The sequence below is a fragment of the Nocardia niigatensis NBRC 100131 genome (assembly GCF_000308655.1).
Lineage (GTDB): Bacteria > Actinomycetota > Actinomycetes > Mycobacteriales > Mycobacteriaceae > Nocardia > Nocardia niigatensis.
Genome location: NZ_BAGC01000001.1, coordinates 57,289 through 82,889, shown reverse-complemented (window position 1 = coordinate 82,889; position 25,601 = coordinate 57,289). Strand labels below are relative to the sequence as shown.

General features: G+C 67.9%; 23 protein-coding genes. 12 read left to right on the top strand and 11 right to left on the bottom strand.

Annotation, left to right across the window (positions count from 1 at the left end; all coding sequences use genetic code 11):
- The first annotated feature begins 240 nt into the window (after positions 1 to 240).
- The gene (locus ON33_RS00380; protein WP_051151478.1) at positions 241 to 972 is read left to right on the top strand and encodes a S1 family peptidase; all 732 of its coding nucleotides are present in this window, start codon (positions 241 to 243) and stop codon (positions 970 to 972) included.
- A gap of 116 nt (positions 973 to 1,088) precedes the next feature.
- On the opposite strand, the gene ON33_RS00375 is transcribed toward ON33_RS00380, so the two are convergent.
- Together ON33_RS00375 and ON33_RS00370 are read right to left on the bottom strand one after the other, a co-directional pair.
- The gene (locus tag ON33_RS00375) at positions 1,089 to 1,727 is read right to left on the bottom strand and encodes an NAD(P)-dependent oxidoreductase (protein ID WP_040853577.1); all 639 of its coding nucleotides are present in this window, start codon (positions 1,725 to 1,727) and stop codon (positions 1,089 to 1,091) included.
- Between the two features lie 32 nt (positions 1,728 to 1,759).
- Positions 1,760 to 2,692: an EamA family transporter gene (locus ON33_RS00370; protein WP_040853576.1), complete on the bottom strand. Its 933-nt coding sequence runs from the start codon at positions 2,690 to 2,692 to the stop codon at positions 1,760 to 1,762.
- A gap of 109 nt (positions 2,693 to 2,801) precedes the next feature.
- Here ON33_RS00370 and ON33_RS00365 point away from each other — a divergent pair, with 109 nt between their 5' ends.
- Positions 2,802 to 3,302 (top strand): MarR family winged helix-turn-helix transcriptional regulator, encoded by a 501-nt coding sequence (locus ON33_RS00365; RefSeq protein WP_040853574.1) that lies wholly within the window; start codon positions 2,802 to 2,804, stop codon positions 3,300 to 3,302.
- Positions 3,303 to 3,354: 52 nt separating this feature from the next.
- Here ON33_RS00365 and ON33_RS00360 read toward each other — a convergent pair whose 3' ends face one another.
- Positions 3,355 to 3,876, bottom strand: coding sequence for a hypothetical protein (locus ON33_RS00360; protein WP_040853572.1), 522 nt, complete (start codon positions 3,874 to 3,876; stop codon positions 3,355 to 3,357).
- Between the two features lie 201 nt (positions 3,877 to 4,077).
- Positions 4,078 to 5,487, bottom strand: coding sequence for a SpoIID/LytB domain-containing protein (locus tag ON33_RS37800; protein ID WP_051151477.1), 1,410 nt, complete (start codon positions 5,485 to 5,487; stop codon positions 4,078 to 4,080).
- Between the two features lie 319 nt (positions 5,488 to 5,806).
- Here ON33_RS37800 and ON33_RS00350 point away from each other — a divergent pair, with 319 nt between their 5' ends.
- A complete protein-coding gene (locus ON33_RS00350) occupies positions 5,807 to 7,978 on the top strand; it encodes an N-acetylmuramoyl-L-alanine amidase (RefSeq protein ID WP_051151476.1) in 2,172 nt (723 codons plus the stop codon).
- 63 nt (positions 7,979 to 8,041) lie between these two features.
- On the opposite strand, the gene ON33_RS00345 is transcribed toward ON33_RS00350, so the two are convergent.
- Positions 8,042 to 8,842 carry a Cof-type HAD-IIB family hydrolase gene (locus ON33_RS00345; protein ID WP_040853646.1) on the bottom strand — a complete coding sequence of 267 codons (801 nt, stop codon included), beginning with the start codon at positions 8,840 to 8,842 and terminating at the stop codon, positions 8,042 to 8,044.
- Positions 8,843 to 9,099: 257 nt separating this feature from the next.
- Between ON33_RS00345 and ON33_RS00340 the strand changes: the two genes are divergently transcribed.
- From ON33_RS00340 to ON33_RS00315, 7 genes are all read left to right on the top strand, one after another.
- The gene (locus ON33_RS00340) at positions 9,100 to 10,077 is read left to right on the top strand and encodes an ABC transporter permease (protein ID WP_040853644.1); all 978 of its coding nucleotides are present in this window, start codon (positions 9,100 to 9,102) and stop codon (positions 10,075 to 10,077) included.
- Positions 10,077 to 11,030 (top strand): ABC transporter permease, encoded by a 954-nt coding sequence (locus tag ON33_RS00335; protein ID WP_040853569.1) that lies wholly within the window; start codon positions 10,077 to 10,079, stop codon positions 11,028 to 11,030. The genes ON33_RS00340 and ON33_RS00335 overlap by 1 nt, the downstream gene beginning before the upstream one ends.
- A complete protein-coding gene (locus tag ON33_RS00330; protein ID WP_051151475.1) occupies positions 11,027 to 12,886 on the top strand; it encodes an ABC transporter ATP-binding protein in 1,860 nt (619 codons plus the stop codon). Before ON33_RS00335 ends, ON33_RS00330 begins: the two co-directional genes overlap by 4 nt.
- A 44-nt stretch (positions 12,887 to 12,930) precedes the next feature.
- Positions 12,931 to 14,616: an ABC transporter family substrate-binding protein gene (locus ON33_RS00325; RefSeq protein WP_040853567.1), complete on the top strand. Its 1,686-nt coding sequence runs from the start codon at positions 12,931 to 12,933 to the stop codon at positions 14,614 to 14,616.
- Entirely contained in the window at positions 14,613 to 15,269 is a 657-nt protein-coding gene (locus ON33_RS00320) for a hypothetical protein (protein ID WP_174391460.1), read from the top strand. The genes ON33_RS00325 and ON33_RS00320 overlap by 4 nt, the downstream gene beginning before the upstream one ends.
- 75 nt (positions 15,270 to 15,344) lie before the next feature.
- Entirely contained in the window at positions 15,345 to 15,482 is a 138-nt protein-coding gene (locus ON33_RS40805; protein ID WP_157184348.1) for a hypothetical protein, read from the top strand.
- Complete coding sequence (locus tag ON33_RS00315; RefSeq protein ID WP_040853564.1) at positions 15,479 to 15,709, top strand: hypothetical protein; 231 nt, start codon at positions 15,479 to 15,481, stop codon at positions 15,707 to 15,709. Before ON33_RS40805 ends, ON33_RS00315 begins: the two co-directional genes overlap by 4 nt.
- Positions 15,710 to 15,776: 67 nt before the next feature.
- On the opposite strand, the gene ON33_RS00310 is transcribed toward ON33_RS00315, so the two are convergent.
- Positions 15,777 to 16,523: a lysophospholipid acyltransferase family protein gene (locus tag ON33_RS00310; protein ID WP_040853562.1), complete on the bottom strand. Its 747-nt coding sequence runs from the start codon at positions 16,521 to 16,523 to the stop codon at positions 15,777 to 15,779.
- A gap of 99 nt (positions 16,524 to 16,622) precedes the next feature.
- On the opposite strand from ON33_RS00310, the gene ON33_RS00305 reads away from it, so the two are divergent.
- A complete protein-coding gene (locus tag ON33_RS00305) occupies positions 16,623 to 17,462 on the top strand; it encodes a hypothetical protein (RefSeq protein WP_157184347.1) in 840 nt (279 codons plus the stop codon).
- 45 nt (positions 17,463 to 17,507) lie between these two features.
- On the top strand, positions 17,508 to 19,052 hold the full coding sequence (locus ON33_RS00300; RefSeq protein WP_040853641.1) for a Rieske 2Fe-2S domain-containing protein: 1,545 nt from the start codon (positions 17,508 to 17,510) through the stop codon (positions 19,050 to 19,052).
- On the opposite strand, the gene ON33_RS37795 is transcribed toward ON33_RS00300, so the two are convergent.
- The 5 genes from ON33_RS37795 to serS form a co-directional block, all read right to left on the bottom strand.
- Positions 19,022 to 19,630 carry a MauE/DoxX family redox-associated membrane protein gene (locus tag ON33_RS37795; RefSeq protein WP_051151473.1) on the bottom strand — a complete coding sequence of 203 codons (609 nt, stop codon included), beginning with the start codon at positions 19,628 to 19,630 and terminating at the stop codon, positions 19,022 to 19,024. The genes ON33_RS00300 and ON33_RS37795 overlap by 31 nt on opposite strands.
- 139 nt (positions 19,631 to 19,769) lie before the next feature.
- Entirely contained in the window at positions 19,770 to 20,705 is a 936-nt protein-coding gene (locus ON33_RS00290; RefSeq protein WP_040853636.1) for a DMT family transporter, read from the bottom strand.
- Between the two features lie 136 nt (positions 20,706 to 20,841).
- The gene (locus tag ON33_RS00285; RefSeq protein ID WP_063710913.1) at positions 20,842 to 22,158 is read right to left on the bottom strand and encodes an MFS transporter; all 1,317 of its coding nucleotides are present in this window, start codon (positions 22,156 to 22,158) and stop codon (positions 20,842 to 20,844) included.
- Between the two features lie 136 nt (positions 22,159 to 22,294).
- The gene (locus tag ON33_RS00280) at positions 22,295 to 24,088 is read right to left on the bottom strand and encodes a putative bifunctional diguanylate cyclase/phosphodiesterase (RefSeq protein ID WP_245550238.1); all 1,794 of its coding nucleotides are present in this window, start codon (positions 24,086 to 24,088) and stop codon (positions 22,295 to 22,297) included.
- A 150-nt stretch (positions 24,089 to 24,238) separates the two neighbouring features.
- Positions 24,239 to 25,498, bottom strand: coding sequence for a serine--tRNA ligase (serS, locus tag ON33_RS00275; protein WP_040853629.1), 1,260 nt, complete (start codon positions 25,496 to 25,498; stop codon positions 24,239 to 24,241).
- Positions 25,499 to 25,601: the final 103 nt, after the last annotated feature.

Genomic DNA, 25,601 nt, shown 5'->3' with positions numbered 1-25,601 from the left:
GCACTCCCATGGTGCGATCACCACTGCCCGGAGTTCTATCACGGACCACCGACCGGGCCAAGTCGGTTTCACATCGGAACCGGCTGGCGGGCAAAGCCTTCCGAATAGGTCACCCAATCGGTCGGCCCGGACGAGACTTGCGCCCGGTAGGCGGGCGTGAGAGGCTCCTCGCGCGCGCTACCGGACTCCCGATTTCCGCGCGCGCACGAATTTCGATATTCGGGGGATGAGGAAAACCCAATGTTGTCTGCGGGCCGCGCCCGAGTTCTGCACTGGGCGGCCGTTGCCGCCACCGCCGTGAGCTCCACGCTCCTGTTCGCCGGGCCCGCGGACGCGGCCGCACCGGTCGTGCTCGGCGGCGGTTCCGGCGTCTACGTCGAGGACCTCACCGACGCCAACTCGGTCAGTGAGTGCACCATCACCGCCATCGGCTACGACAACAAGAACCAGCTCGTGGGCCTGACCGCCGGCCACTGCGGCGAGGTCGGCGCGCGCATCGCGGCCGAGTACACCCGCTCCGGGGGCATCGGCGTCATCGCCGCCAAGGGCGAGGAGATGGACTGGGGCATCATCGTGTTCAACCCGGACCGGGTGAACCCGACCCGCCAGGTCGCGCAGTCGGTGATCAACTCGGTCGGCGCCCCGCCGCAGATCGGTGAGAACGTCTGCAAGAACGGCCGCACCACGGGCTTCACCTGCGGCCCGGTCTGGGAGACCAGGTCCACCTACTTCCGCAGCCAGGTGTGCGCCAACCACGGTGACTCCGGCGCGCCGGTGCTGCGCGGCGACCAGCTGATCGGCATGGTGGTGGCGGGCACCGACTTCAACGCCGGGCCGGTCAGCGTCGAGCTGCCGCTGTGCACCGGCGGCGGCAACCTGATCCACGAGCCGGAGCTGGCCACCAATATCAGCAGCGTGCTGGCGGATATCGACAGCCAGGGCGGGGCGGGCGCGGGCTTCCACGTCGCCTGATCTCCGAGACAGTTCCACGCCGCGGGGCGTGACCGGGTACTCCGGTCACGCCCCGCGGTGCGTTCGGCAGGTATTCTGTTGTGCCGTAAGGCTTTTCGGTAGCCGACGATGAATCTTCAGTAGCCGACGGTGAACCGGGTCCGGTGGTGCGCGGGCTGCTCGATCTCGTCGAGCAGGGCGATGGCCATGTCCTCCATGGAGATCGCCGAATTGCCCTGGTCGTCGGTGAGCAGGTCGTCCCGGCCGAGGCGGTAGGCGCCGGTGCGCTCGCCGGGTTCGAACAGTGCGGCCGGGCTGACATAGGCCCAGTTCACCGCGTGCGGGGTCGTCCGGAACACCTCGAGCTGGCGGCTGCCGCCCTCGGCGATGGGCACCAGTTCGGCCGGGAAGCCCGGCTGCTCGGTGAGGGTCTTGCCGGTCCCCGCGACAGTGAGGCTGCCCGCGCCGCCGATCACCAGCAGCCGAATCCCGCTGTCCGCCAGACCTGCCAGCAGTGCGGCGGCGACGTCGGCCAGTTCGTGCTCGCGGCCCGGGGCCGGGCGGGTCGCGCTGACCACGACATCGCTGCCGGCCGCGGCCTTCTCGACATCGGCGGGATCGGCGGCATTGCCGGTCCACACCTCCACCTGCTCCGGCAGGGTTCGTAGCCTATCCGCGGTGCGCGCGACCGCCCGCACCCGGTGACCCCGGCTCAGAGCCTCCGCGACGACCCGGCTCCCTGCGTCGCCACTCGCTCCGAACACTGTGATCTGCATGGTCTTTCGCTCCTTCGGGAGATGGTTCCGCGTCAGGCCGCGACGCGGGTCGTGGAGGTGTCGGCTTGCTTCGCGGGTTCCGTTGTGCGGGGCGTGGATCCGGTCTGGCCGAGCAGGGTGCCGCCCAGCGCGATGGCCATGCCCAGGATCTGCAGCGGGGCCAGTGCCTGGCCGAGCGCGGCCCAGCCGATGACGGCCGCCGACAGCGGGCTGAGCAGGCCGAGGAAGGCCACCGAGGTGGCATTGGCCTTGGCGATGCCCCGGAACCACAGCGCGTAGGCGGCCGCGGTGCCGATCAGGCCGAGGTAGAGGTAGCCGCCGATGGCCCGGCCGTCCAGCGCGGGCGGCGCGCCCTCCACGAGGGCGGCGACCGGCAGCAGCAGGAGTCCGCCGGCGGTGAGCTGCCAGCCCGTCATGGCCAGCGGCCCGATGCCCTCGGGTCGTCCCCAGCGCTTGGTCAGGACGGTGCCCCCGGCCATGGCGATGGCGGCCACCAGCCCGGCGATGATGCCGAGGGTGTCGAGAGTCGCTGTGGCCCTGAGTACGACGAGTGCCACGCCGACCAGCCCGATCAGCGCCGCCGCCACCTTGCGCACGGTGAGCCGCTCATTGAGGCCGAGTGCGGCGAATCCGACCGCGAACAGCGGTGCGGCCGCGGCGAGCACCGCCGCCACCCCGCCCGGCAGCCGGTAGGCGGCCACGAAGAGCAGCGCCGTGAAGACGCCGATGTTCAGCCCGCCCAGCACCAGCGCGCGGGAAATCCATTGCCCGTGCGGCAGTTTCCGCGTGATGGCCAGCAGCAGCAGGCCAGCGGGCAGCACCCGCATGAGCGCGGTGAACATGGGCCGATCGGGCGGCAGGAAGGTCGTCGTGACGGCGTAGGTGGATCCCCAGACCAGCGGCGCGAGCCCGGTGAGGGCGAGCGTCCCGGCGAGTCCGGCGGCTCCGGCGCGTGCGGTGGTCATCGATAGCTCCTCATTGATAATCTCAACGTTGAGATAACACCATCTGGATACCTCACCGTCAAGTATTTCAATGTTGAGATTTATTCCGCCGCCCGAGAGGAGGCCGCCGGTGCCCGACGCCGTCGACCAGATCACCGCCGCCTGGCGTCAGCAGCGCCCCGACGTCGACACCTCCCCCATGGAGATCTTCGGCCGCCTCGCCCGCCTGGGCCGCATCGTCGACCGCGAGCTCTCCGACTTCTTCCGCACCCAGGGCCTGGAACGCTGGGAGTTCGACGTCCTCGCCACCCTCCGCCGCTCCGGCAACGAATCCGGCCTCAGCGCAGGCGCCCTCAACAAGGCCGCCATGATCACCTCCGGCGCCATCACCAACCGCATCGACCGCCTGACCGCTAAAGGCTGGGTCGAACGAGTCCCCGACCCCAAGGACCGCCGAGCCATCCAGGTCCACCTCACCGACTCCGGCCGAGCCCTGATCGACCGAATCCTCCCCTTACACATGGAAAACGAACAACGCCTCCTGGCCGACCTCTCCCCCGCCGACCGCGAAGCCCTCATCCCCCTACTGCGCAAGTTCGCCGAATCCCTCGGCGACCTGACCCTGGACTGAAACACCAAAGGCGGCGCCCTCTTATCGAGAGCGCCGCCTTCGCGGGTCGAAATTACCTGCCGTCGATCATGTTTGCGCCATGCCGATCATACGTTCTGGTCTCGATGATCTCCTTGTCGGAGTTGTACCTGTACTCCACGCGCTCGATCAACTCCGCCGCCGTATGAAACTCTTCGGATATCAGGTCGCCATCGACGTCCGTTCGCTCAATGACCACCATATCCACAGAATCACCGGAACTGGCGATCAAGCCCTTACGCGCGAACCCGCCTTCATCCGATTCGGGGGAAAGCCAGATCTCGGCGCGCACCGATGGATAATTCTCCGCATGCCACCGCAGTATTGAACCAGTGTCCGATACATCCAGGTACTGGACTGCCTCCGGTGACCCACCTCGGATTGTCACCTTCTGGGCCATCCTCTCCATCCTGAAGGCCACAAGCACCAGCCCCGTCATCATCTTGCCGCCGACATCCGTGACTTCATACCACTCACCGGAAACGAGATCGACATCCATGTAGGCGATTCGATCGGCCGACAATTCATCGCAGATAGGGAGCAACGAGGTAATCACCACCTTCCTTCATGAGAAGTAGCCTCACTTATCGGAAAAGACATCGGCTACCTCGAACTCCACTCCACGTTCAACAGATAATCACCTTGGCCGGCCTGGACCAGGCCTTCGACATCCCCTTCCGATCATCCTGCATTTCGCGCCACTGAGGTGCAGATCAGAAGTGACAGCAGACAAGTTGACAATGACTATTCGTGCCAACTATTCCGGAGATTGGTTCACCAGTGCAGGAGCCGTCGGCTGTGCTGGGGCGTAGGCGGGGACCGGGGACGGGGAGGTGGGTGGGGTTGGGGTGGAGGTGGTTCGGGGGGACGGGGTTGCGGTGGGGATTGCCGGGTTGAGGGCGCCGGCGGGGGATGGGGCTGGTCGGGGGTTGGCGAGGATGGAGTTGGGGTCGGCGCTGCCGGGGGAAGGGAGGGGGATGTTGAGTCGGGTGCGGTTTTCGGGGGCGGGGTGGATCGGGGTGGCCGGGGTGGAATTGCCTGGGGTGGCGGGGGTTTGGGTGACCGGGGTGGTTTTGGTCGGGTCGGTGTAGGTCGGGAGTGCCGCGTCCGGGGTCGCGGGGACCGGAGTGGCGGCGTCTGGAGAGACGGGCGTGGTGGGGTCGGATTCTGTTGGGGTGGGCTGGGTTTGAGGTGACTGCGGGTTGGGGAAGGGGAGTTCGGGGGTGGCGGCAGGGAAGTCGGAGAGGGCGGGGCCGACTTCCATGGCGGAGGCCGGGGTCGGGAGGCCGCCGTCAGGGGCGGCGGAGTATTCGGCGCGGAGGATGCGGTTGTCGCGCACCAGGATTCGACCGGAGGTGGCCTCGACGGCGTCGGTGGTGCGAGGGTCTTCCTTGTCGGTGCCGAGGTACATCTGGCAGTCCTCGGTGTCGCAGGTCTGGGCGTAGGAGTAGCGCTCCTCGGCGAGGGCGTAGGAGCGGGCGGCGATGGCCTGGGCGCGCAGCGCCTCGGTGCCGCCCTTGTCGGCCCAGCCGGCGACCATCTCGGCGGGGACCACACCCTTGAGGTAGTCGTCGAGATCGACCTCGTTGACGGTGCGGGGGGAGCCGTTGTCCAGGGCCACGCCGAGGACACCGCGGTAGGCGTTGCCGCCGCAGATCTCGAGCTGCTCGCCGGCGGGACGGTCGGTGCCGTCGGTGACCGGGTAGGCCCACGGGTCGTCGGTATTGCCCTCCCAGAGGGTGTCGCCGTCGCAGCCCTGGGTGATGGTGACGTCGGCGCCGGCGGCGGTGGGCGTCAGATGCGCGGCCTGGCCGGGGATGACACGGCGGCCGGCGACGTAGAAGACGGAGTCGGAGGCGAGGTCGAGGGTCTTGTCGTCCTGCTCCATGAGGCGGACGCGGACCGTGGTCTGGCCGATCTCGGCCAGGTCGGCGCCTGCGTAGTAGTTGGCCAGGATGCGGTCGGCGTTCCAACCGGCGGCCGCCTTGTCGAAGGCGCCGTTCTGGCTCAGGCCGCGGCCGTGACCGGCGCCGGCGGTGAAGAGGAAGGAATTGTCGGGCCAGGCCCAGACCAGCAGGGCGGTGCCGCCGGTGGTAGCCGCGACGATGAGGGACAGGGTGAGCAGACCGCGCCTTCTACGGCGCTCGGCTAGGTACCCGTTCGGCATGTCATACCCGTTCTGTCGAGAGCCGAAGCTACATTCGAGTTACTCAAAAACTAAGCCTCAACCATACGTCTAGGGAATGTGACAGTAGGGACTAGTGTGATCGTTGATGCGCCAAGTAGCAAGCTCGAGCTCCGGGCGCGCTTAGACGGATTTACCTGAATGGGAGACTGTTGTGCCGTATCGCAAACCGAGACCTGCCTATACGCTCCCGGTCATCACCGTCCTCGCGCTGTCCGCTCCCGTCGGCATTCTGGCGCTGAGCGATTCCCGGGATGTCCGGAACGCGGATGAAAGCAATCTGGCAGCTATACCTGCACAAATGGCCGAAGTCGCCCTGGACTCGGTGCCCGACATCGTGCTGCCGCTGCGCGAGCTGACCGGGCTGGACCTGCCCGATCTGCGGCTGTCCGATCTGCGCATGCTGCCGCTGCCCAGGTCGATTCAGATCCCGCCGGATCTCATTCCGGGCGTTCAACTACCCACCGAGATCCCCCTACCGCGACTCAACGACTCGCAGCAGCCCGGCGGGCCCGCGCCGCGCTCCACCCGCCCCACGGTGCCGGGTTCGCTCCCCAACGCCAACCCTGTCCCCCCTGGCTCCGCCCGGAAGACCGCCCCGGGCGTGCCCGGCTTCATCGCCGAGCCCGGGCCCGAAGTTCCAGCGCCGACGGCCACCCAAACCCCCTCCGCCCCAGCAACTCCCGCCGTCACACCGGCGCCGGGCAGTACGACCCCAGCACCTACTCCGGCTCCGGGCAGCCGAACACCTGCCGCCCCAGCCGATTCCGCCGTCCCGGCTCCCATTCCGACCGCCGACAACCCGGCCGCCCCGGGCCCGCGCCCGGTACCCGGTCTCACCGGTGACCTACGGACCCCCGCGCTGAACGCCGGCGCGGTCCCCACCGACCTGGTCGACAAGGTCGGCGCGCAGGTCAAGGAGCTGACCCGGGACACCCCGTTCAGCATGGTCGCGCTGACCGCGACGGATCTGGCCGGCACCACCACCAAGCTCCGCGCCCAGCGCCCCGACGGCACCTGGGGACCCTGGTACGACGCCGAAACCGAGAACGGCAAGGACCATCCAGCGCCGGGCAAGCGCACCGGCACCGAGCCGATCTACGTCGGCAACACCAAGACCGTGCAGATGCTGGTGACCCGCAAGCCGGCCGCCGCGCCCGTCGAATCCACGCCCCTCGACGACCGCTCGGCCGATCCGGCGCAGGTCAATCTGGAGAAGCTGGCCGCGGTGCTGATCGATCCGGGCCGCGGCACCATCGACGAGAACCTCTCCGCGGTGGCCGCGCCACTGCCGGGCGGCGGGCCCAAGGTGATCACCCGCGCGCAGTGGGGTGCGGACGAATCGCTGCGCTGCGAGGAACCCACCTACGACGACGCAGTCAACGCGATCACGGTGCACCACACCGCCGGTCGCAACGACTACACCAAGGCCGAGTCCGCGGGCATCGTGCGCGCCATCTACTCGTATCACGCGAAGACGCTGGGCTGGTGCGACATTGGCTACAACGCGCTGGTCGACAAGTACGGGCAGATCTTCGAGGGCCGCTACGGCGGGCTGGACAAGCCGGTCGAGGGCGCGCACGCGGGCGGCTTCAATATCAATACCGCCGGTGTCGCGCTGATGGGCGACTACGAGGACGAGGCGCCCACCGACGTCTCCATCCAGGCGATCGGCAAGTACATCGGCTGGCGCGCCAAGGTGGCGGGCATCGATCCCGAGGGCCAGACCACCATGTACTCCGAGGGCAGCGACTACACGAAATACGCTCTGGGACAAGCGGTCAAGCTGCCGAACATCTTCGCGCACCGCGATGTCGGCAACACCACCTGCCCGGGTGACGCCGCCTATGCCCTGATGGACAAGATCCGGCAGATCGCCGAGGACGTCGCGGGCAGCACCGACGCGCCCGAGCAGCCCGGTCCGGCGCGGGTCCGTCCCGGCCAGAACGCGGGCAATCCGCAGGCCGGCCCCGCTCCGGCCCCCGACGCCGGCGACCAGGCGGATCTGGCCGCCCTGGCCGACCTCACCCAGAAGATCCTGAACATGCTCGACCGCAGCCCGGTCGCCCGCTACTGGAACGATCAGGGCGGCGCGAACGGTCTACTGGGACAACCGAAAGCGGAACCGATCACCCTGGCCGACGGCGGTCAGTACGGCCAGTTCACCAATGGGTACGTGTATTCCTCGCCGACGGGTCAGATCTTCTCGGTGGTCGGCAAGATCCTGGAGCGCTTTCTGCAATTGGGCGCGGGCACCGGGCTTCTCGGCCTGCCCACCAGCAACGAATACCCGGTTCCGGACGGCGTCCGCACCGACTTCCAGAACGGCGCCCTGATCTTCAACAAGCTCACCGGGATCGTCACCACCGTCCTGAAGAACTACGGCGCGGTCCAGGACCCCATCCCGGGCAAGTCCATCCCTGCGCCGGGCACGCCCCAGGCCGCCCCTATCCCAGCGACGGCACCCAACTAGATATGCGAGTCAGGGAGCTCTCACCGCGGTCCGGATGCCGCTGTGAGAGCTCCCTGATCTTGTTCAGGACCACCAGCGTTCGAGGGTGCGGGCGACGCCGTCCTCGATATTGGAGGGCGCCACCTCGTCGGCGGCCGCGATGGCCTCGGCGTGGGCGTTGGCCATGGCGACGCCGTGACCCGCCATCAGCAGCATGGGGACGTCGTTGGGCATGTCACCGAAGGCGATGAGGGAGCTGTGCTGGACACCGAGACGCTGGGCGATGGTCGCGAGACCCGTCGCCTTCGAGACGCCGGGTGCGGAGAGTTCGATCAGGCCGTTGTCGGTGGAATAGGTGAGGTCGGCGCGCCCGGCCAGGTGCGGGTCCAGTGCGGCGCGCATATCCGCGCTGGTGGCGCCGGGCAGGCGGATCAGCATCTTGATGGCGGGCGCGGAGATGACCTCGGCGCGCGAGACCTGCGTGTCGTCGGGGTTCAGCCAGGCGTGCTCGTACTCGGGCGAGCTGACGAACTGCGGGGTGGCCGCGTCGTGCGCGCTGGAGCCCACCCGTTCGGCGGCCAGACCGCAGCCCGGCAGCAGGCGCTCGGCGAGATCGGCGGCCCAGGTGAGGGTTTCGATATCCAGGACGCGAGTATCCAGCACCCGGTCCGCGGCGCTGTCGTAGATGACCGCACCGTTGCCGCACACGCACAGCGGCGCGAAGCCGAGCCCGTCGACGACCGGATCGATCCAGCGCGGGGGCCTTCCGGTGGCGAGCACGAACGGCACCCCGTCCGCGATGAGGGCATTGATCGCGGCCTTCGTACGGGCGCTCACCTGCTCACGGTGGTCGATGAGCGTGCCGTCCACGTCGGAGGCGACCATCTTGGGTTTGGGCAGGTGAAAGAGCGTCACCTACTCCATCCTGCCTCGAGCCGCGACCGGTGCGCCCGTGGATTCCGGGCGCTGCCGTACAAACGAGACCTTCCGGACCCCCATCTCGTTGCGACGCTCCCGCACCGGCCCCCGGAGAGCCGTCGGCAATAACACACGGATTGCCGGGGCGTCTCCCCTCCGTAGCCCGCGTTCACCCCGTCCTGTCCCTATGATCTGGGGTCAGAACTCGACCCCGAAAGGGCATGATGGCCGGTTTTCTGCTGCGACGTGCGCTGAACTATGTCGTGCTGCTGGTGCTGGCGTCGTTCCTTGCCTTCGGTCTCGCGTCCCTCACCTTTCGCCCGCTCGACAGCCTCGAGCATCGCAATCCGCGCCCACCGCAGTCGGTGATCGACGCCAAACGCGATGAGCTGAAACTGAATGTGCCGATCCCGCAGCGCTATGCCGAGTGGGTCGGCGGCATCGTCACGCACGGCGACTTCGGCAAGACGCTGGCGGGGCAGCCCGTGAACCAGGAACTGCCGCGGCGCATCGGGGTCAGCCTGCGACTCGTCCTGGTCGGCTCGATCATCGGCACGATTCTCGGTGTGCTGATCGGCGCGGCCGGAGCGATCCGGCAGTACAAGTTCAGTGACTACCTGACCACGGTGCTCTCGCTGCTGATCATCAGCACACCGGTGTTCCTGCTCGCGACACTGTTGAAATACGGTGCGTACGAGATCAATACGGCCACCGGGCAGCAGATCTTCTACTACACCGGCGAGACCTCGGCGAACGCGGTCCACGGAGCCTGGAATCAGTTCGTCGACCGCCTGCAGCACATGATCGTTCCCACGGGGGCCCTGATTCTCAGCGCGGCCGCCGGGTACAGCCGCTACCAGCGCGCCGCCATGCTCGACGTCCTCCAGAACGACTTCATCCGGACCGCGCGGGCGAAGGGCCTCACCCGCTCCCGGGCGTTGTACAAGCACGGACTGCGCACCGCGCTCATTCCCATGGCGACGCTGTTCGCGTACAGCTTCGGCGCGCTCATCACCGGTACGGCCTTCGTGGAGAAGATCTTCGGCTGGCACGGCGTCGGTGAGTGGCTGGTCGACTCGATCACCGCCCAGGACCTGTATCCGGTGGTGACCATCACCGGGTTCGTCGCGCTGGTGATCCTGTTGTCCGGGTTGCTGTCCGACATCGTCACCGCAATTCTCGACCCCAGGGTGCGTGCGTGATGACCGAAACCGAACTCATCGCCCAGGGCGCTCCCGAGCCGATGGCCGCGGGCCGCCGCAAGCTGGTGGTGCGGCGCTTCCTGCGCAACAAGCCCGCAGTGACCGGGTTGGCGATCCTGATCCTGATGCTGATCCTCGCCTTCGCGCTGCCGCCTTTCCTGAAATACGACTACCAGCAGCTCGATTACACGGCGCTGCTCAAGCCGCCCAGCGCACGGCATCCCTTCGGCACCAACCAGATCGGCCAGGATGTCCTCGCCCAGACCCTGCGCGGCCTGCAGAAGTCATTGATCATCGGCTTCGCGGTGGCCTTCATATCCGCCCTGATCGCGGCGTTCACCGGATCGGTGGCCGGATTGCTGGGCGGCTGGACCGATCTGGCGATCATGTGGCTGGTGGACCTGCTGCTGGTCATCCCCAGTTTCATCATCGTCGCGCTCTTCGCACCGCGCGCGAAAGGCAGCGGCAGCATCGTGCTGCTCATCCTGCTCCTGGGCGGCTTCGGCTGGATGATAAGCGCGCGCATCGTGCGCGGACTCACGCTGAGCCTGCGCGAGCGTGAATTCGTCAGGGCCGCACGCTATATGGGCGCGTCCACCTGGACGGTCATCACCACCCACATCATCCCGAACGTCGCCTCCTTCCTGATCATCGACACCACCCTCGCGGTCGGCGCGGCGATCATGGGCGAGACCGGCCTGAGCTACCTGGGATTCGGTGTGCAGCCGCCCGACGTGTCACTGGGCACACTGATCGCCGCCGGCACCAAATCGGCACTTACATACCCGTGGCTGTTCCTCTTCTCGGGTGGATTCCTGATCCTGACCGTGCTGTGCACCTTCCTGGCCGGCGACGGTCTGCGCGATGCCTTCGACCCGAGCGCGGGGCATGCGCGATCGCGCCGCAAGGACCGGGTGGCCGATAAGAAACCCGCCGGAAAGGCCGCGGCATGACCGACAAGACCACTCGGACCACCACCGCGCCGCTGCTCGAGGTCTCCGATCTGCGGGTGAGCTTCCCCAGCGAAGAGGGTCGCGTCGAGGCGGTGCGCGGGGTGAATTACACCGTGCAGGACGGCGAGGTCCTGGCCATCGTCGGGGAGTCCGGCTCCGGCAAATCGGTGTCGTCCCTGGCGATCATGGGACTGCTGCCGGATCAGGCCCGGGTGCAGGGATCCATCCGGCTGCGCGGGCAGGAACTGCTCGGCATGGGCGATCGGCAGCTGTCCACGCTGCGCGGCAGCAAGATCTCGATGGTCTTCCAGGACCCGCTCTCGGCGCTGACGCCGGTGTACCGGGTCGGCGACCAGATCGCCGAAGCCCTGCTGGCACACGGCAAGATGAGCAAGAGCGAGGCCGCCCAACGGGCGGTGGAACTGCTCGACCTGGTCGGCATCCCCGATGCGGCGCTGCGCGCCAAGGCCTTCCCGCACGAGTTCTCCGGCGGCATGCGCCAGCGCGTGGTGATCGCCATCGCCATCGCCAACGATCCCGAGCTCATCATCTGCGACGAGCCGACCACGGCGCTCGACGTCACCGTGCAGAAGCAGATCCTGAACCTGCTGCGCAAGGCCCGCGACATCACCGGCGCGGGCGTCGTCTTCATCACCCACGACATGGGCATCGCGGCCACGCTGGCCGATCGGGTCGCCGTCATGTACGCCGGCCGAATCATCGAAACCGCGCGCACCACGGATCTTTTCAACGCGCCGCGGATGCCGTACACGGTGGGTCTGCTGGGTTCCATCCCGCGACTGGACGGTCCGGCCCGCGCGCCGCTGGTACCCATCGTCGGCGCACCGCCGGCCATGCACGCGCTGCCGCCCGGCTGCCCGTTCGCGCCGCGCTGCCCGGTCGCGGTGGACGACTGCCACGCGGCGGAACCTCCCCTGCAGGACACCGAACCCGGACATCGGGCCGCCTGCATTCGCGTCGCCGAGGTCGGCACCGCGGACCTCTTCGCGGCCTATCGCCGCGAGGTGCCGTCCGCCGAAACCCCGATCCCCACCGATGAGCAAGTGGTGCTCCGGGTTTCGGACCTGAGGAAAACCTTCCCTATCACCTCCGGTGTGGTCTTCAAACGCCGCAAGGGCGAGGTGAAGGCGGTGGACGGCGTCAGCTTCGAGATCAAATCGGGTCGCACGCTGGCGCTGGTCGGCGAATCCGGCTCCGGGAAATCGACGACGCTGACCCAGATTATGGACCTCATCGCACCGGAGAGCGGCCGCATCGAGGTGCTGGGCAGCGATGTCGCCACCCTCACCAAGGCCCGGCGGCGCGAGATCCGGCGCAAGCTGCAGATCGTGTTCCAGGATCCGTCGTCCTCGCTGGATCCCCGGCTGCCGATCTCCGACACGCTCGCCGAGCCGTTGCGTATCGACGGCCGCCCGCAGGACGAGATCCGGCGCCGGGTCAAAGAATTGCTGAACCTGGTGGGCCTGCGCCCCGAACACTCGGACCGCTATCCGGCCGATTTCTCCGGTGGGCAGAAGCAGCGCATCAATATCGCGCGGGCGCTCGCCCTGGATCCGGAGATCCTGGTGCTCGACGAGCCGGTGTCCTCGCTGGATGTCTCGATCCAGGCCGGGGTGCTGAATCTGTTGCGCGACCTGCAGGCCGAGCGTGGACTGTCCTACCTGTTCGTCTCGCACGATCTGTCGGTGGTGCGCAATCTCGCGCACGACATCGCCGTCATGTACCGCGGTGAGATCGTCGAATACGGTGCGGCCGAGCAGGTTTTCAGCGATCCTCGGCACGAGTACACCCGCGCCCTCATCGACGCCGTTCCGGTCCCGGTCGTTTCGGGATAGGGGCGGAGAGTGTTCCAGCAGAACTTCGACGGAAGGAGCAACCGGTGAGGATTCGCTCGATCGGCTTGAAACTCGCGGTCCCACTGGTCGCCGTGGCGGTGGTTGCGACCGGATGCGGTGGCGGTGACGACGGCACCGCGCCGCAGGGCAAGGCCGAACTCGGCACCACCAGCGATATCAATCCGCACGATGTCGCGGACCTGAAGGACGGCGGCAATCTGCGGCTGGCCATCTCGGCGTATCCGGCGAACTGGAACACGCTGAACATCGACGGCAACGATAGCGAGATCACGGGTATCGAGCGGTCCATGATGCCGCGCGCGTTCGTCTCCGACGCGGCGGGCAATCTGTCGGTCGATACCAACTACTTCACCGATGTGCAGCTGACGAACACGAATCCGCAGCAGGTCACCTACACGATCAATCCGAAGGCGGTGTGGTCCGACGGCACGCCGATCACGTGGGAGGACGTCGCCTCCCAGGCCAATGCGCTCAGCGGCAAGAACAAGGACTACCTGATCGCCAACAGCCAGGGCTTCGACCGGGTCGAGAAGGTCGAGCGGGGGGTCGACGACCGGCAGGCCATCGTCACTTTCAACAAGCACTTCGCGGAGTGGAAGGGGCAGTTCGCGGGTAACAGCTTCCTCTATCCCAAGACCATGACCGCGACGCCGGAGGCCTTCAACAAGGGCTTCGTCGACGCCATCGGGGTGACCGCCGGCCCGTTCATCGTGCAGTCCACCGACCGCGGTCAGGGCCGAATCGTGCTGGGCCACAATCCGAAATGGTGGGGCGCGACGCCGAAGCTGGACACCATCACGTTCAGCGTGCTCAACGCGCAGGCCACCATCCCGGCACTGCAGAACAACGAGATCGACGCCGTCGGCATCGGCAGCCGCGACGATCTCAAGACCGCGCAGGGCACCGAGGGCGTCGCCATCCGCCGCGCGCCCGGTAACCAGTGGTCGCACTTCACCTTCAACGGTGCGCCCGGATCGATCCTCGCCGACCCCAAGCTGCGGGTGGCCATCAGCAAGGCCGTCGACCGGCAGGGCATCGCGACCGCGATCCAGAGCGGTCTGGTGAACGACCCGAAACCGCTGAACAACCACATCTACATGGCCGGGCAGAAGGGCTACCAGGACAACGCGCCCGCCTTCGACCCCACCGAGGCCGCCAAGGAGCTCGACGATCTCGGCTGGAAGGTGCCCGCCGGCGGCGGCACCCGGGAGAAGGACGGGCGCAAGCTCGAGATACGCGACGTCATGTACAACGACGACACCTGGGTGCAGATGGCGCAGATCATGCAGCAGAATCTGTCCTCGATCGGCGTGAAGCTCACCATCGACACCAAGCCCGGCCAGGACTACTTCACCAAGGTCATCCAGCCCGGCGATTTCGATATCGCTTTTTGGAGCTGGGTCGGCGACCTGTTCCCGCTCGGCAGCCTCGACCAGATCTGGGGCTACCACCCCGGTGACATCCAGGGCAACTACGGGCGTATCGGCTCGCCCGAGCTCAACGACCTGATCGAGAAGACCGTCTCCGAACTCGACCCCGACAAGGCGATCGAGCTGGCCAACCAGGTCGACAAGCAGGTATTCGCGGAGGGCCACTCGATGCCGCTCATGCAGTCCCCCGGCAATGTCGCCGTCCGCGCCAACCTCGCCAATTACGGCGCGGCCGGTCTGGCCAGCCTCGACTACACCAAAATCGGCTTCCTCAAGTGATTCTCCGGACGGGCCACCCCCTGGCCTATCCGGCGCTCGTGACGATCGGGACCCTGGCGATCACCCTCGCCTGGGTCCCGTTCGCTGATCCGGAGCAGGTGGCGATGCTGGTCACCGTGGCCGTGATCATCCTGGGCTACACCGGGTTCCGGTTCGCGGTTGCGCTCGGGTATCCGACCGCCGGACTGCCCAGCACCGAGGACGGTCGCGAGGTCGCGGTGCGGCGGGTGCGGCAGCAGCATCGGCTGGTGAGCCGGTCGTGGCTGGAGTTCACGATCGGCGGGAGAGACCTGTGGCTGCCGGTGTATTTCGACCCGGGGCTGGTGACGCTCACACCGGACACGGCCGAATTGGCCGGGCGCACAGTACGTGTCGGCCAGCTGCGGGTGTATCCCTCCGGGCGACTGCGGGATTCGGAGCCGGTGGGGCGGCTGATCGACAATCCGGCGCGGCCGGATCCCGAGGCGATCGACCGGACCGGGACCGGGCGCAGGCTATTGCTGGACGCGCAGTCCGCGGTCGTCGGACCGTTCGCGGGCCTGTTGTGGGTGTACGTGGCGGGCGGCGGATCGATGGCCTTCGTGGCCGCCACCCTGGTGGCGGCGGCCACGGCTACCTGGCTTCCGGCCGTTCGCGGCTCCGATCCGAGCTGACCCGCGCAGCAGGAGCGCCCCCGCCCAGACATTCCGGTGCAGGCGCTCCCCTGGCACGCGAAACCGTCCGCACACGTGGTGTTCTCGGATCGCGACCTCGACGCACTCCTGCAAGCCCACGACAATGACGCCTGCCGGAGGGCGGACTGCGCGCTGCGGCGGCATCTGCTCGAGGTGCGCGAGCAACTCCGGGAGGAGGACCCCCGGTCGTGAACGAACTGCCCGATTGGGCCAAACCGACTGCGGCGGTGCGCTTTCGCGTATCCGGACGGGCAGCAATCGAGTGCCTGATCGACCGGGCCACCAGTCGTGGAATCACCCTGTCGAACGGCGAGCGCTTCGGGATCGCACACCTGCGTCGCGGGAAAACAGACGACACGAGCTATTTCGAGAAATTCGACACACGCGCACGCATCAAGAAAACGGCACGGCGGACATGAGGCGATCGCCGAACGTGCTACGGCCCGTCCCGGGAGTGCTCCGCCCCGGGACAGGCCGTAGCAATGGCTAATCGGTCTGGGTGCGGCGGGCGGCCTTCTCGGCGGCTTCGGCGGCGTCCATGGCGTTGGCCTCTTCGAGGGTGGGGGCGCTGCCGCCGAGGCGGGCGGGGACCCAGTAGGCGCCGGGCTCGTGGATGTAGTCCTTCTGCAGGTCCAGGAGCATGTCGGACATGGTGGCGTGAAGCTGGTCGGTGAGGGCCGATGCCGGTTCGAAGGGCTGGATGGGCTTGCCGACCGCGATGGAGATGGGGGTGTTGGTGCGGCCCAGGCGCTTCGGGAAGCCCTTGGTCCACACGCGCTGAGCGCCCCAGATGACGATGGGGATGATGGGGACGCCGGCCTCGATGGCCATCCGGGCCGCGCCGGACTTGAACGCCTTGATTTCGAAGCTGCGGCTGATGGTGGCCTCGGGGTAGACGCCGACCAGTTCACCGGCGCGCAGCCGGTTGACGGCCTCGTGGTACGACTCGGCACCCGCCGCACGGTCCACCGGAATGTGCTTGAGGGCACGCATGATCGGGCCGGAGATGGGATTGTCGAAGACTTCCTTCTTGGCCATGAAGCGGACATAGCGTCCGGTGGTGCGCGCGGGCAGACCGGCGTAGGTGAAGTCCATGTACCCGGTGTGGTTGATCGCGATCACCGCGCCACCGGTCGCCGGAATGTTTTCGTCGCCCTTGACGGTGAACTTCAGGCCCTGCAGCGCGAAGATCGTGCGGGCCAGGCCGATGACGGGGTAATAGACGGGTTCCACAGTTCCGCTAGCCTAGTCGCTGCCCGCGCGGCATCCAGTGATCCAGGCAACACCTTCTCAGTTGATGTGACCTTTCGACACTGAAAGAGGTTCGCAGGAGTGGAAAACGGCCGAACAGCGCTGCGTGCACGACTCCGCGAGGGGATGCTCGGGACGTTGATAGTCGGTGTGGTCTGCGTGGTCTGCGGCTGCGATGCGAAGGCCGGGATCGAGGGCACGGACTTCGCGGCCGACGATGCGCCGAGTTCGATCGCCGGTAGCCCGAGCACGACCGCGGCGGCGAGCGGTGGGGTGGGGGCGGTGCCGGGGAAGCCCGAGGCGGCGCCGGCGGTGGCGCGGTGGGCGGCCGATCTGCGGGACAGGGAGCTGGACGAACTGGGCGACCGGTGCTGGACCATGGCGCCGCCCAATATTCACAGCATGTACGCGGACCCGCAGGCCATCATCGACGCGCTCACCGGACCGGGCGTCTCCAGCGGACACGCCGTGACCTGGCAGAACGCCGAGGTGACGGTGACCGTGCAGGATCGGGACATCGCCACCGGGTATGCCTGCCCGCACGTCTATCCGACGGGGAGCGAGCTCGGGTTCAATGACGCCGACGCGCGACACACGGTGCGGCGCTTCCTCTCTCGCTCTATCGGTCAGCCGCTGCATCCCAGTGACCAGGAGGACGCGTATCCGCTGGTCTGCGCCGTGGGACGAACCTGGGATCCGGACGGCACCGGCAAACCGGCCAGTGTCCCGCTGGCCGTGAACCCGTCGAAGGCGGGAACGGTAAGGACCTTCGTGGACCAGTCCATCAAGTCGGAGTGGCCGCGCGGCGGGTACATCACGGTGTCGGTACCGGTCACCACCGGCGGGGGAATACCGACAAAGCAGATATACACCCTGAAGTCGGGCTCCGAGGGTTACTGCATCGGCGACGTCTCCGGCTAGCCAGTACTGTGGGTGGCTGGTAACGGTCAGGGAGGAATGAAGCTCGTGCAGATCACCAGCGTCGGACACGCCGGATTCCACATTAGAACCGCTGCCGGAACGATCCTGTGCGATCCGTGGGTCAATCCGGCCTATTTCGGATCGTGGTTCCCGTTCCCCGACAACACCCAGCTGGACTGGGACGAGCTCGGCAACTGCGATTTCCTCTATGTCTCGCACCTGCACCGCGATCACTGGGACGCCAAGCTCCTCGCCGAGAAGGTCAGCAAGGACGCCACCGTCCTGCTGCCCGACTACCCGGTGCCGGACCTGAAGCGGGAACTCGAGAAGCTCGGCTTCACCAAGTTCGTGGAGACCGAGAACTCGGTCAAGACCACCGTCACCGGTCCCGGCGGGGACCTGGACATCATGATCATCGCGTTGCGCGCGCCCGCCGACGGCCCCATCGGCGACTCCGCCCTGGTCGTCGCCGACGGGGAAACCGTGTGCTTCAACATGAACGACGCGCGGCCGGTCGACATGGACGTGCTGCACGACAACTTCGGGCACGTGGACATCCACCTGCTGCAGTACTCCGGCGCCATCTGGTACCCGATGGTCTACGACATCCCCGCCAAGACCAAGGCCAACTTCGGCAAGCAGAAGCGCCAGCGCGGCATGGACCGCTGCCGCTCCTACATCGAGCAGGTCGGGGCCACCTGGATCGTCCCGTCCGCGGGCCCGCCGGTCTTCCTGGACGACGAGCTGCGCTACCTCAACGACGACCGCGGCGACGAGGGCAATATCTTCCCCGACCAGATCGTCTTCCTGGATCAGATGAAGATCCACGGCAACGAGGGCGGGCTGCTCATGATCCCCGGCTCGACCGCGGATCTGACCGGCAAGGAGCTGAATTCGCTCACCCACCCGGTCGACCCGGACACCATCTTCGGCGACAAGGCCGCCTACATCGAGGACATGGCCCAGCGTATGGCTCCGGTGCTGGCCGCCGAGAAGGCGACCTGGGCCCCGGCCGAGGGTGAACCGCTGCTGCCGGCGCTGCAGGCCAAGTTCGAGCCGATCATGGCGCAGAGCGACCTCATCTGCGACGGCATCGGCTACGCGGTCGGCCTGGTCATGGGCGACGAGACCGTGGTGCTCGACTTCCCCAAGCGCGTGGTGCGCGCGCCCATCGAGGGAGAAGGCAAGTACCGCTACGGATTCCGCATCGACCCGCAGCTGGTGCGCACCGTGCTGCGCGACGACGAACCGGACTGGGTGAACACCATCTTCCTGTCCACGCGCTTCACCACCTGGCGCATCGGCGGATACAACGAATTCCTCTACACCTTCTTCAAATGCCTCACCGACGAGCGCATCGCCTACGCCGACGGCTGGTTCGCCGAGGCGCACGACGACTCCGCGTCCACCGAGCTCGACGGCTGGGAGGTGCAGCGCCGCTGCCCGCACCTCAAGGCCGACCTCTCGAAATTCGGTGTGGTGGAGGGCAATACCCTGACCTGCAACCTGCACGGCTGGCAGTGGGACCTGGAATCGGGTCGCTGCAAGACGTCCAAGGGTCACGAACTGCGTTCGAAGAAACTGGTCTGATCCGCTGAATGCGGCCGATCCCGGCGGATCGGCCGCATTGTTTCCAGGTCTTCCAGGCGGCGGCGCAGCGAACGCAATTCGCCCCACAGCGAGACCAGCACGGCCGCGAACCCGGCGGCCACCGCCAGCGCGACCGCGTGATCCATCGGCAACGCGCCCGGCACCTGCGGATCGGCCAGCGTCGCGACGACGGTCAGGCCCGCCAGCAGGATCAGCACGATATTGCGGAACACCGTCCCGCGGCCGATCGGCGCCGCGCTCCCGGCGCCGAAACACGAGCAGACCGGGCGCTTTCCGTGGCGCAGCAGCCGGACCACGGCGCCCGTGAACATGCCCAGCAGCAGAATCGCCACCAGCGCCGCACCGGCCGCGGTCCTCGGCGGCAGCACCGCGATCGCCACGCCCGCCTCCACCGCCGGCAACCCCCAGGCGACCGCGGGCACCCACGGGATGGGAATGCCGAACTCCTCCACCGCTATCCGCGTCCCGGAGCCGTCGGCGAATTTCCCCCACGCCGACAATCCGAACACGACGGCCAGCACCAGACGCGCCACCCACACCCAGTAGTCGATAGCCATTCCCGCACCATTGCACATCGAGATTGACGGCGAATTACAAATCACCCGAACAGTTTTCGACGCCACGCCGGAAAACACATAACTCACCCGCGTGGCGGCGGAATCGGGGCGGGTACGGCCACGGCCTCCGGCGGGGCGCTCACGACGTCCGGGAGCGGGCGGCGACCGCCACGGCCACGAAGGTGAGCGCACAGCCGATCACCGCGAGGGCGGAGAGCCCGGTGCCGGTCGGCGCGACCACATCCAGCACCACCGACGCCAGCAGCTGGCCCGCCACCGAGGTCAATCCCAGCAGCAGCACCCCGATCCAGCGCACCACCGCCACCGCCAGCGCCACGAACGAAATCCCGATCAGCCCACCGAGATACAGCCACGGCTCGCTCGGCAGCGGGCCGAATCCACCGCGCCGCACCAGCACTCCCGCCTCGATGACCACCAGCGCCGCGGTGCCGGTCGCGAAATTGGCCAGGGTCGCCGACAGCGGGCTGCCGATCGCGCCGACCCGGCCGTTCACCGCCTGCTGCCAGGCCACCAGTAAGCCGGCTATCAGCGGCAGGATTACCAGCAGCACCGAGGCCGCCGAATGCCCACCGACCGTGCCGGTGCCGCGCCGGCCGATCACCGCCAGCAGCACGGCGACCAGGCCGAGCACCGCGGCACCGATCCGCCCCGCCGTCACCGGTGTCGGCCCGCTCGGCCCCCAGCCCAGCCGATCCACCACCAGGCTGCTCACCAATTGCCCGGCCACCGCCGCCACCGTGAACGCCGTCACCCCGATGATCGCCACCGTGAGCCCCTGACACGCAACGAAATACGCGCCCGACAGCCCACCCAGCAGCTGCCACCAGTGCAGTTCTCCCGTATCGAGCGCGGCCCGCACCCGCCCCACACCCGCCCGCAACCGCCCACTGGCCGCGAACACCACGGCCAATATCAGCAGTCCACTCCCGAAACTGATGGTCGCCGCCGCGATCCCATCCCCCAGCCGCTGTCCCAGCTCCCCATTGATCCGCGCCTGGACGGCCACGGCCGCGCCGATGGAACCCCCGAACCCGAATCCCACCCATTGCCGCATCGCCACCGCCCGATTGTCCCCGCCACCCCCGGCCCGGAACCGACCGACCGGATCATGTCGCGCGGCGCTCTGCCCCGCCGCGCCCCGCCGGGTACGGATCCCGTTCCAGCGCAGCACGACCCGGCAACCCACCCGATCAGACCTGTCCGGGATCCTGGGCGGCAGGCTGCGAATCGCGGACGCCCACCTCGAGGCCGGATGCCGCGTTTGGTAGCCAGGTCGGGACGAGGGCCGCGGCCAGCAGCAGCGGAACACCCAGCAGGGCGACCATGAGCGGCAGGGACAGCCAGGTGGTGGCCACCGCGGCGAAGGCGAAGACCAGCAGGGCGATCATCTCGGTGACGAAACCGGAGACCGAGGTGACGGTCGCACGGGCCGGGCCCGCGATGGCGTCCTGCAAACGGGCCGAGGCGAGGACGTCGGCGTTGTAGTCGATGCCGTAGGCGACGCCCACGGCCGAAAAGCCCACGGCCGTGAGCACATACATCGCCTGCGGGTGGTGGGCGGCGGCGCCCGCGAGCAGCGCGCCGGCGATGAACAGGACACCGGCCACCACCAGCGCCGCGGACATGACTCGCGCCGAAATGCCCTCGGTGCGGCCCGCCAGGGTCGCGCCGGCCAGCGCACCGGCCACCGTGATGCCCACCAGGACCGCGGCCGTCGACGGGCCCGCGCCCGCGTGATCGGCGAGCAGGGCGAAGTACTCGTCGAAGGCGGTGATGCCGTTCAGCAGGGCCACCAGGATGACTCCGCGCCGAATCGTCCGCACGCGCAGGCCCTCTCGCAGGCCCGTCCGCAACATCGTCAGGTAGCCACTGGATTTCGGCAGGTAGCCACTGGATTTCGGCGCTGGTTCGGCAGCATCGGCATCCGCGACGCCCTCGTCCACCTCTCCCAAATCGTCGATCTCCGCCGCGGAGACCGACTTCGGTGCGGTGGGCAGCAGGGCCGCGGTCAGAGTGTGCACGACGGCGATCGCGACACTGGACCAGGCGACCAGCGCGTAGCCGCCCCACGCGTAGAGCGGGGCCGCCACCAGAATGCCCGCGAGCGCGGCGGATTCGGCGCCGGCGCGGAGGTACCCCAGCAACCGCGCGTACGCGGCGGTGTCCGCGCGGGCGTGCAGATCGTCGTAAATCAGGGCCTCGAAGGTGCCCGATCGGAGCGCGCCCGAAGTACCCCACAGCACGAAACCCAGGGCGAATCCCAGGTAGGAGGGGTACAGCGTCCACGCCGCGAAGCCCGCCGCCAGCAGGGCGCCCGACAGTACGAGCAGGGCGCGCCGTGAGACCGTGTCGGCCCAGGCGCCGGAGGGGATCTCCAGCAGGAAGGAGGTCGCGGACCAGATGGCGAAGAGCGACGAGATCTGCGCCGCGTTCAGGCCGTGATCGGCGAACAGCAGGGCGTAGATCGCGTAGAGCGGGATCAGGTCCGCCGTGATGGCGAACAGCATCGCCCGCAGCGTCAGTGCACGGGTCGAGCCGGGGTGGCCGCGTGTCGCGTGCGCCGGGCCCACACGCTCGGCGAGTGCCCGGGACAGAGCCCTACGGAGTACAAATCAACAGGCGTAGACGAGCAGCCGCATGGGATCAACCCTGCGCGCCGGGCGCCCCACCGTCAAGCGGATTATCGATCGGTATCCAGACGTTGGAGGACGGCTCGCCCTCCGCCACCGCAGCGCCGACCAGGCCATTCCGGTCATTGAGGTCGTTGATGAGCTCGGACACCGGGTGCGAGTCGCTGTAGTGATAGCCCTGGGCCAGCGCGAAACCGAGCTCGGTCAGCACCGCGGCCTGGTATTCGGTCTCCACACCCTCGGCGATGACCTGCAGGTCGAGCGATTTGCTCAGCGCCGCGATCACGCCCAGCAACGGTGGCGCCGGGGAATCCGACTGGATTGACGCCACGAAGGACTGGTCCACCTTGAGGATGTCCGACGGCAACGTGGCCAGACGGCTCAGCGAGGAGTAGCCGGTGCCGAAATCGTCGATGGCGATCCGGACGCCGAACTCACGCAGCTTGTGCAGGTTCGCGATGGCCGTCTCGGACTCGGCGGCCAGCTCGCTCTCGGTCACCTCGAGCACGAGTTGCTCGGCGGGCCAGCCGGTCTCCGCGAGGATGCCGGAAACCCGGTCCGCGTACTCGGTTTCGGCCAGCTCCAGCCCGCTCACATTGACGTTCAGCGTCAGATCCAACTGGGCGAAGGTCTCCTGCAGCCGGGCGGCATCGGCGCAGGCCCGCCGCAGCACCAGCTCGTCCAGATCGGAGATGAGGTCGTATTCCTCGGCGACCCGGATCAGGCCCTCGGTGGTCACATCCGGCTGGGCGTGAGAAGACCAGCGCAGCAAGGCTTCCACACCGACCGCCCGGGTCGCGCCGTCGGTGAGACTCACGATCGGCTGGTACTGCACGTCCAGCGTGCCGCGGTCGATGGCCTCGCGCAGCTCCACCGCCAGCGGCAGCTGCCGCGACGACTCCAGCACCGTGCGATTGCGGCCCGCCTGCTTGGCCCGGTACAGACCCACATCCGCGCGCGACACCAGCAGCGACCCGGATTCACCCGGCTGCCAGGACGTCACACCCGCGGAACAGCCCGTGGTGACGGCCGCGCGCAGCTCCTCGGTCAGCAGGATCGCGGCCTGCTCGGTGGTGCCGGGCAGCAGCAGCGCGAACGCGTCACCGCCGTAGCGGGCCAGCCGCTGCTCCGGCGCAAGCAGTTTCGCCCAGGTGTCGGCCACCCGCTGCAGCACGGCGTCACCGGCCCGATGCCCGAGATGGTCGTTGATCTTCTGGAAGCGGTCCAGGTCCACCAGCACCAGGGCCAGGCCCTGGCCGGTCCGGGTGGCGTGCGCGATGGCATTGCTCAGCGCCCGATCGAAACCGCGCCGGTTCAGCAGACCCGTCAGCACATCGATATCGGCGTCCGACGCCATGCGCGTCAGAATGCCGACCACAATGCCGATTCCGAAGGTGATGCCCGCCGGAATGATGCCCGACCACCACGGCAGCCCGCGCGACGGCACCACCCACAGGCAGCAGGCGATCGCGAACGCCAGATGCCCGCCCAGCCACCGCCAGGAGAAGAAGATGGCGGCATCACACGCGACGAACACATAGAACGCCGCCAGACTGATCGCGCCGACCGTGTTCGGAAACCAGTGCACCGCAATGGTGACCAGCACGGTGGCGGTCGCCACATAGGCGTGGTGCACCGAATGCGGCAGCCGCGGACCCCAGATCAGCAGGCTGATACCCAACAGCAGCGCCCCGAACGCCGCCGCGCCAACCAGCGGCCGATTGCCCTCGTCACCCGGAGCGACCGCAGTCAGAACCAGGCCCAGGACCCCGCCCATGACGTAGAACGCCCCGGTGGTCCGAGCCATGACCATTGCCGTCGCCAGCGCCGATGCCGCCCGTACCCGGGTCCGGGTATCGCCGCGAGACCCGATTCCTCGCACGGTGCCTAGCCTAGACACAAGCCAACCCGGCAGTAGACACAACCGGCGGAATAAGCCACGCCGAGTAGCGAATACTCAGCGCGGTGCCAGCACGTCGGTGCCGACGAAAGGCACCAGCGCAGTGGGCACCCTTACCGAACCATCGGCTTGCTGGTGGTTTTCCAGCAAAGCGACAATCCACCGGGTCGTGGCCAAGGTGCCGTTCAGCGTGGCGGCGATCTGCGGCTTGCCGTTCTCGTCCCGGTACCGGACGTTCAGGCGGCGCGCCTGGAACGTCGTGCAATTCGAGGTCGAGGTGAGCTCGCGATAGGTCTCCTGGGTGGGAACCCAAGCCTCGCAATCGAATTTGCGGGCGGCCGAGCTGCCCAGGTCGCCGGCGGCCACATCGATGACGCGGTAGGGCACCTCGATGGCGGCGAGCATCTCCCGCTCCCAGGCCAGCAGCCGCTGGTGCTCGGCGTCGGCCTGATCCGGGGTGGTGTAGACGAACATCTCCACCTTGTCGAATTGGTGCACACGGATGATGCCGCGGGTGTCCTTGCCGTAGCTGCCCGCCTCCCGGCGGAAGCACGACGACCAGCCGGCGTAGCGCTTGGGGCCCTCGCTCAGATCCAGGATCTCGCCCGAGTGATAGCCCGCCAGCGGCACCTCCGAGGTGCCGACCAGGTACAGGTCGTCGTCCTCGAGGTGGTAGACCTCGGCGGCGTGCTGACCCAGGAAGCCGGTGCCCTGCATGATCTCCGGACGCACCAGCACCGGCGGGATCATCATGGTGAATCCGTTGGCCACCGCCTTCTGCGCGGCCAGTTGCAGCAGCGCCAGTTGCAACAGCGCGCCGTTGCCGGTGAGGAAGTAGAAGCGCGAGCCCGACACCTTCGCGCCGCGCTCCATGTCGATCACGCCGAGCGACTCACCCAGGTCCAGGTGATCCTTGGGCTCGAAATCGAATTCGCGCGGCGTGCCGACCGTCTCGAGCACGACGTAGTCGTCCTCGCCGCCGGCGGGCGCGCCCTCCTGCACCACATTCGACAGCGCGCGCTGGGCGGCGTCGAGGTCGGCGTCCGCGGCGGTCTCGGCCGCCTCGGCCTCCTTCACCTTCGCCGACAGCTCCTGCCCCAGCTGCAGCAGCGCCGGACGCTCGTCCTGGGAAGCCTTGCCGACCTTCTTGCCCAGGGCCTTCTGCTCGGCGCGCAGATTGTCGGCCGTCGCGACCGCGGCGCGGCGGGCGGCATCCGCCTCGAGCAGGGCATCCACCAGGGAGGGGTCCTCACCGCGAGCTCGCTGCGACGCACGGACCACATCCGGGTTTTCCCGCAGGAATCGAAGGTCGATCATGACCATTGAGCCTAGTGGGCGGCCGCTACCGGATTTCGTGTAGGTCCGCGGCTTCGCTATTCGATCTTGATCGAATCGGTTTCGGCTCCCGATCCGATCGATC

Bases quoted from the DNA above. Each gene is read 5' to 3' on its own strand.
- ON33_RS00380 (WP_051151478.1), top strand. From the start codon at position 241: ATGTTGTCTGCGGGCCGCGCCCGAGTTCTGCACTGGGCGGCCGTTGCC.
- ON33_RS00375 (WP_040853577.1), bottom strand. From the start codon at position 1,727: ATGCAGATCACAGTGTTCGGAGCGAGTGGCGACGCAGGGAGCCGGGTC.
- ON33_RS00370 (WP_040853576.1), bottom strand. From the start codon at position 2,692: ATGACCACCGCACGCGCCGGAGCCGCCGGACTCGCCGGGACGCTCGCC.
- ON33_RS37800 (WP_051151477.1), bottom strand. From the start codon at position 5,487: ATGCCGAACGGGTACCTAGCCGAGCGCCGTAGAAGGCGCGGTCTGCTC.
- ON33_RS00350 (WP_051151476.1), top strand. From the start codon at position 5,807: ATGGCCGAAGTCGCCCTGGACTCGGTGCCCGACATCGTGCTGCCGCTG.
- ON33_RS00345 (WP_040853646.1), bottom strand. From the start codon at position 8,842: ATGGTCGCCTCCGACGTGGACGGCACGCTCATCGACCACCGTGAGCAG.
- ON33_RS00340 (WP_040853644.1), top strand. From the start codon at position 9,100: ATGGCCGGTTTTCTGCTGCGACGTGCGCTGAACTATGTCGTGCTGCTG.
- ON33_RS00335 (WP_040853569.1), top strand. From the start codon at position 10,077: ATGACCGAAACCGAACTCATCGCCCAGGGCGCTCCCGAGCCGATGGCC.
- ON33_RS00330 (WP_051151475.1), top strand. From the start codon at position 11,027: ATGACCGACAAGACCACTCGGACCACCACCGCGCCGCTGCTCGAGGTC.
- ON33_RS37795 (WP_051151473.1), bottom strand. From the start codon at position 19,630: ATGGCTATCGACTACTGGGTGTGGGTGGCGCGTCTGGTGCTGGCCGTC.
- ON33_RS00290 (WP_040853636.1), bottom strand. From the start codon at position 20,705: ATGCGGCAATGGGTGGGATTCGGGTTCGGGGGTTCCATCGGCGCGGCC.
- ON33_RS00285 (WP_063710913.1), bottom strand. From the start codon at position 22,158: ATGCTGTTCGCCATCACGGCGGACCTGATCCCGCTCTACGCGATCTAC.
- ON33_RS00280 (WP_245550238.1), bottom strand. From the start codon at position 24,088: ATGGCTCGGACCACCGGGGCGTTCTACGTCATGGGCGGGGTCCTGGGC.
- serS (WP_040853629.1), bottom strand. From the start codon at position 25,498: ATGATCGACCTTCGATTCCTGCGGGAAAACCCGGATGTGGTCCGTGCG.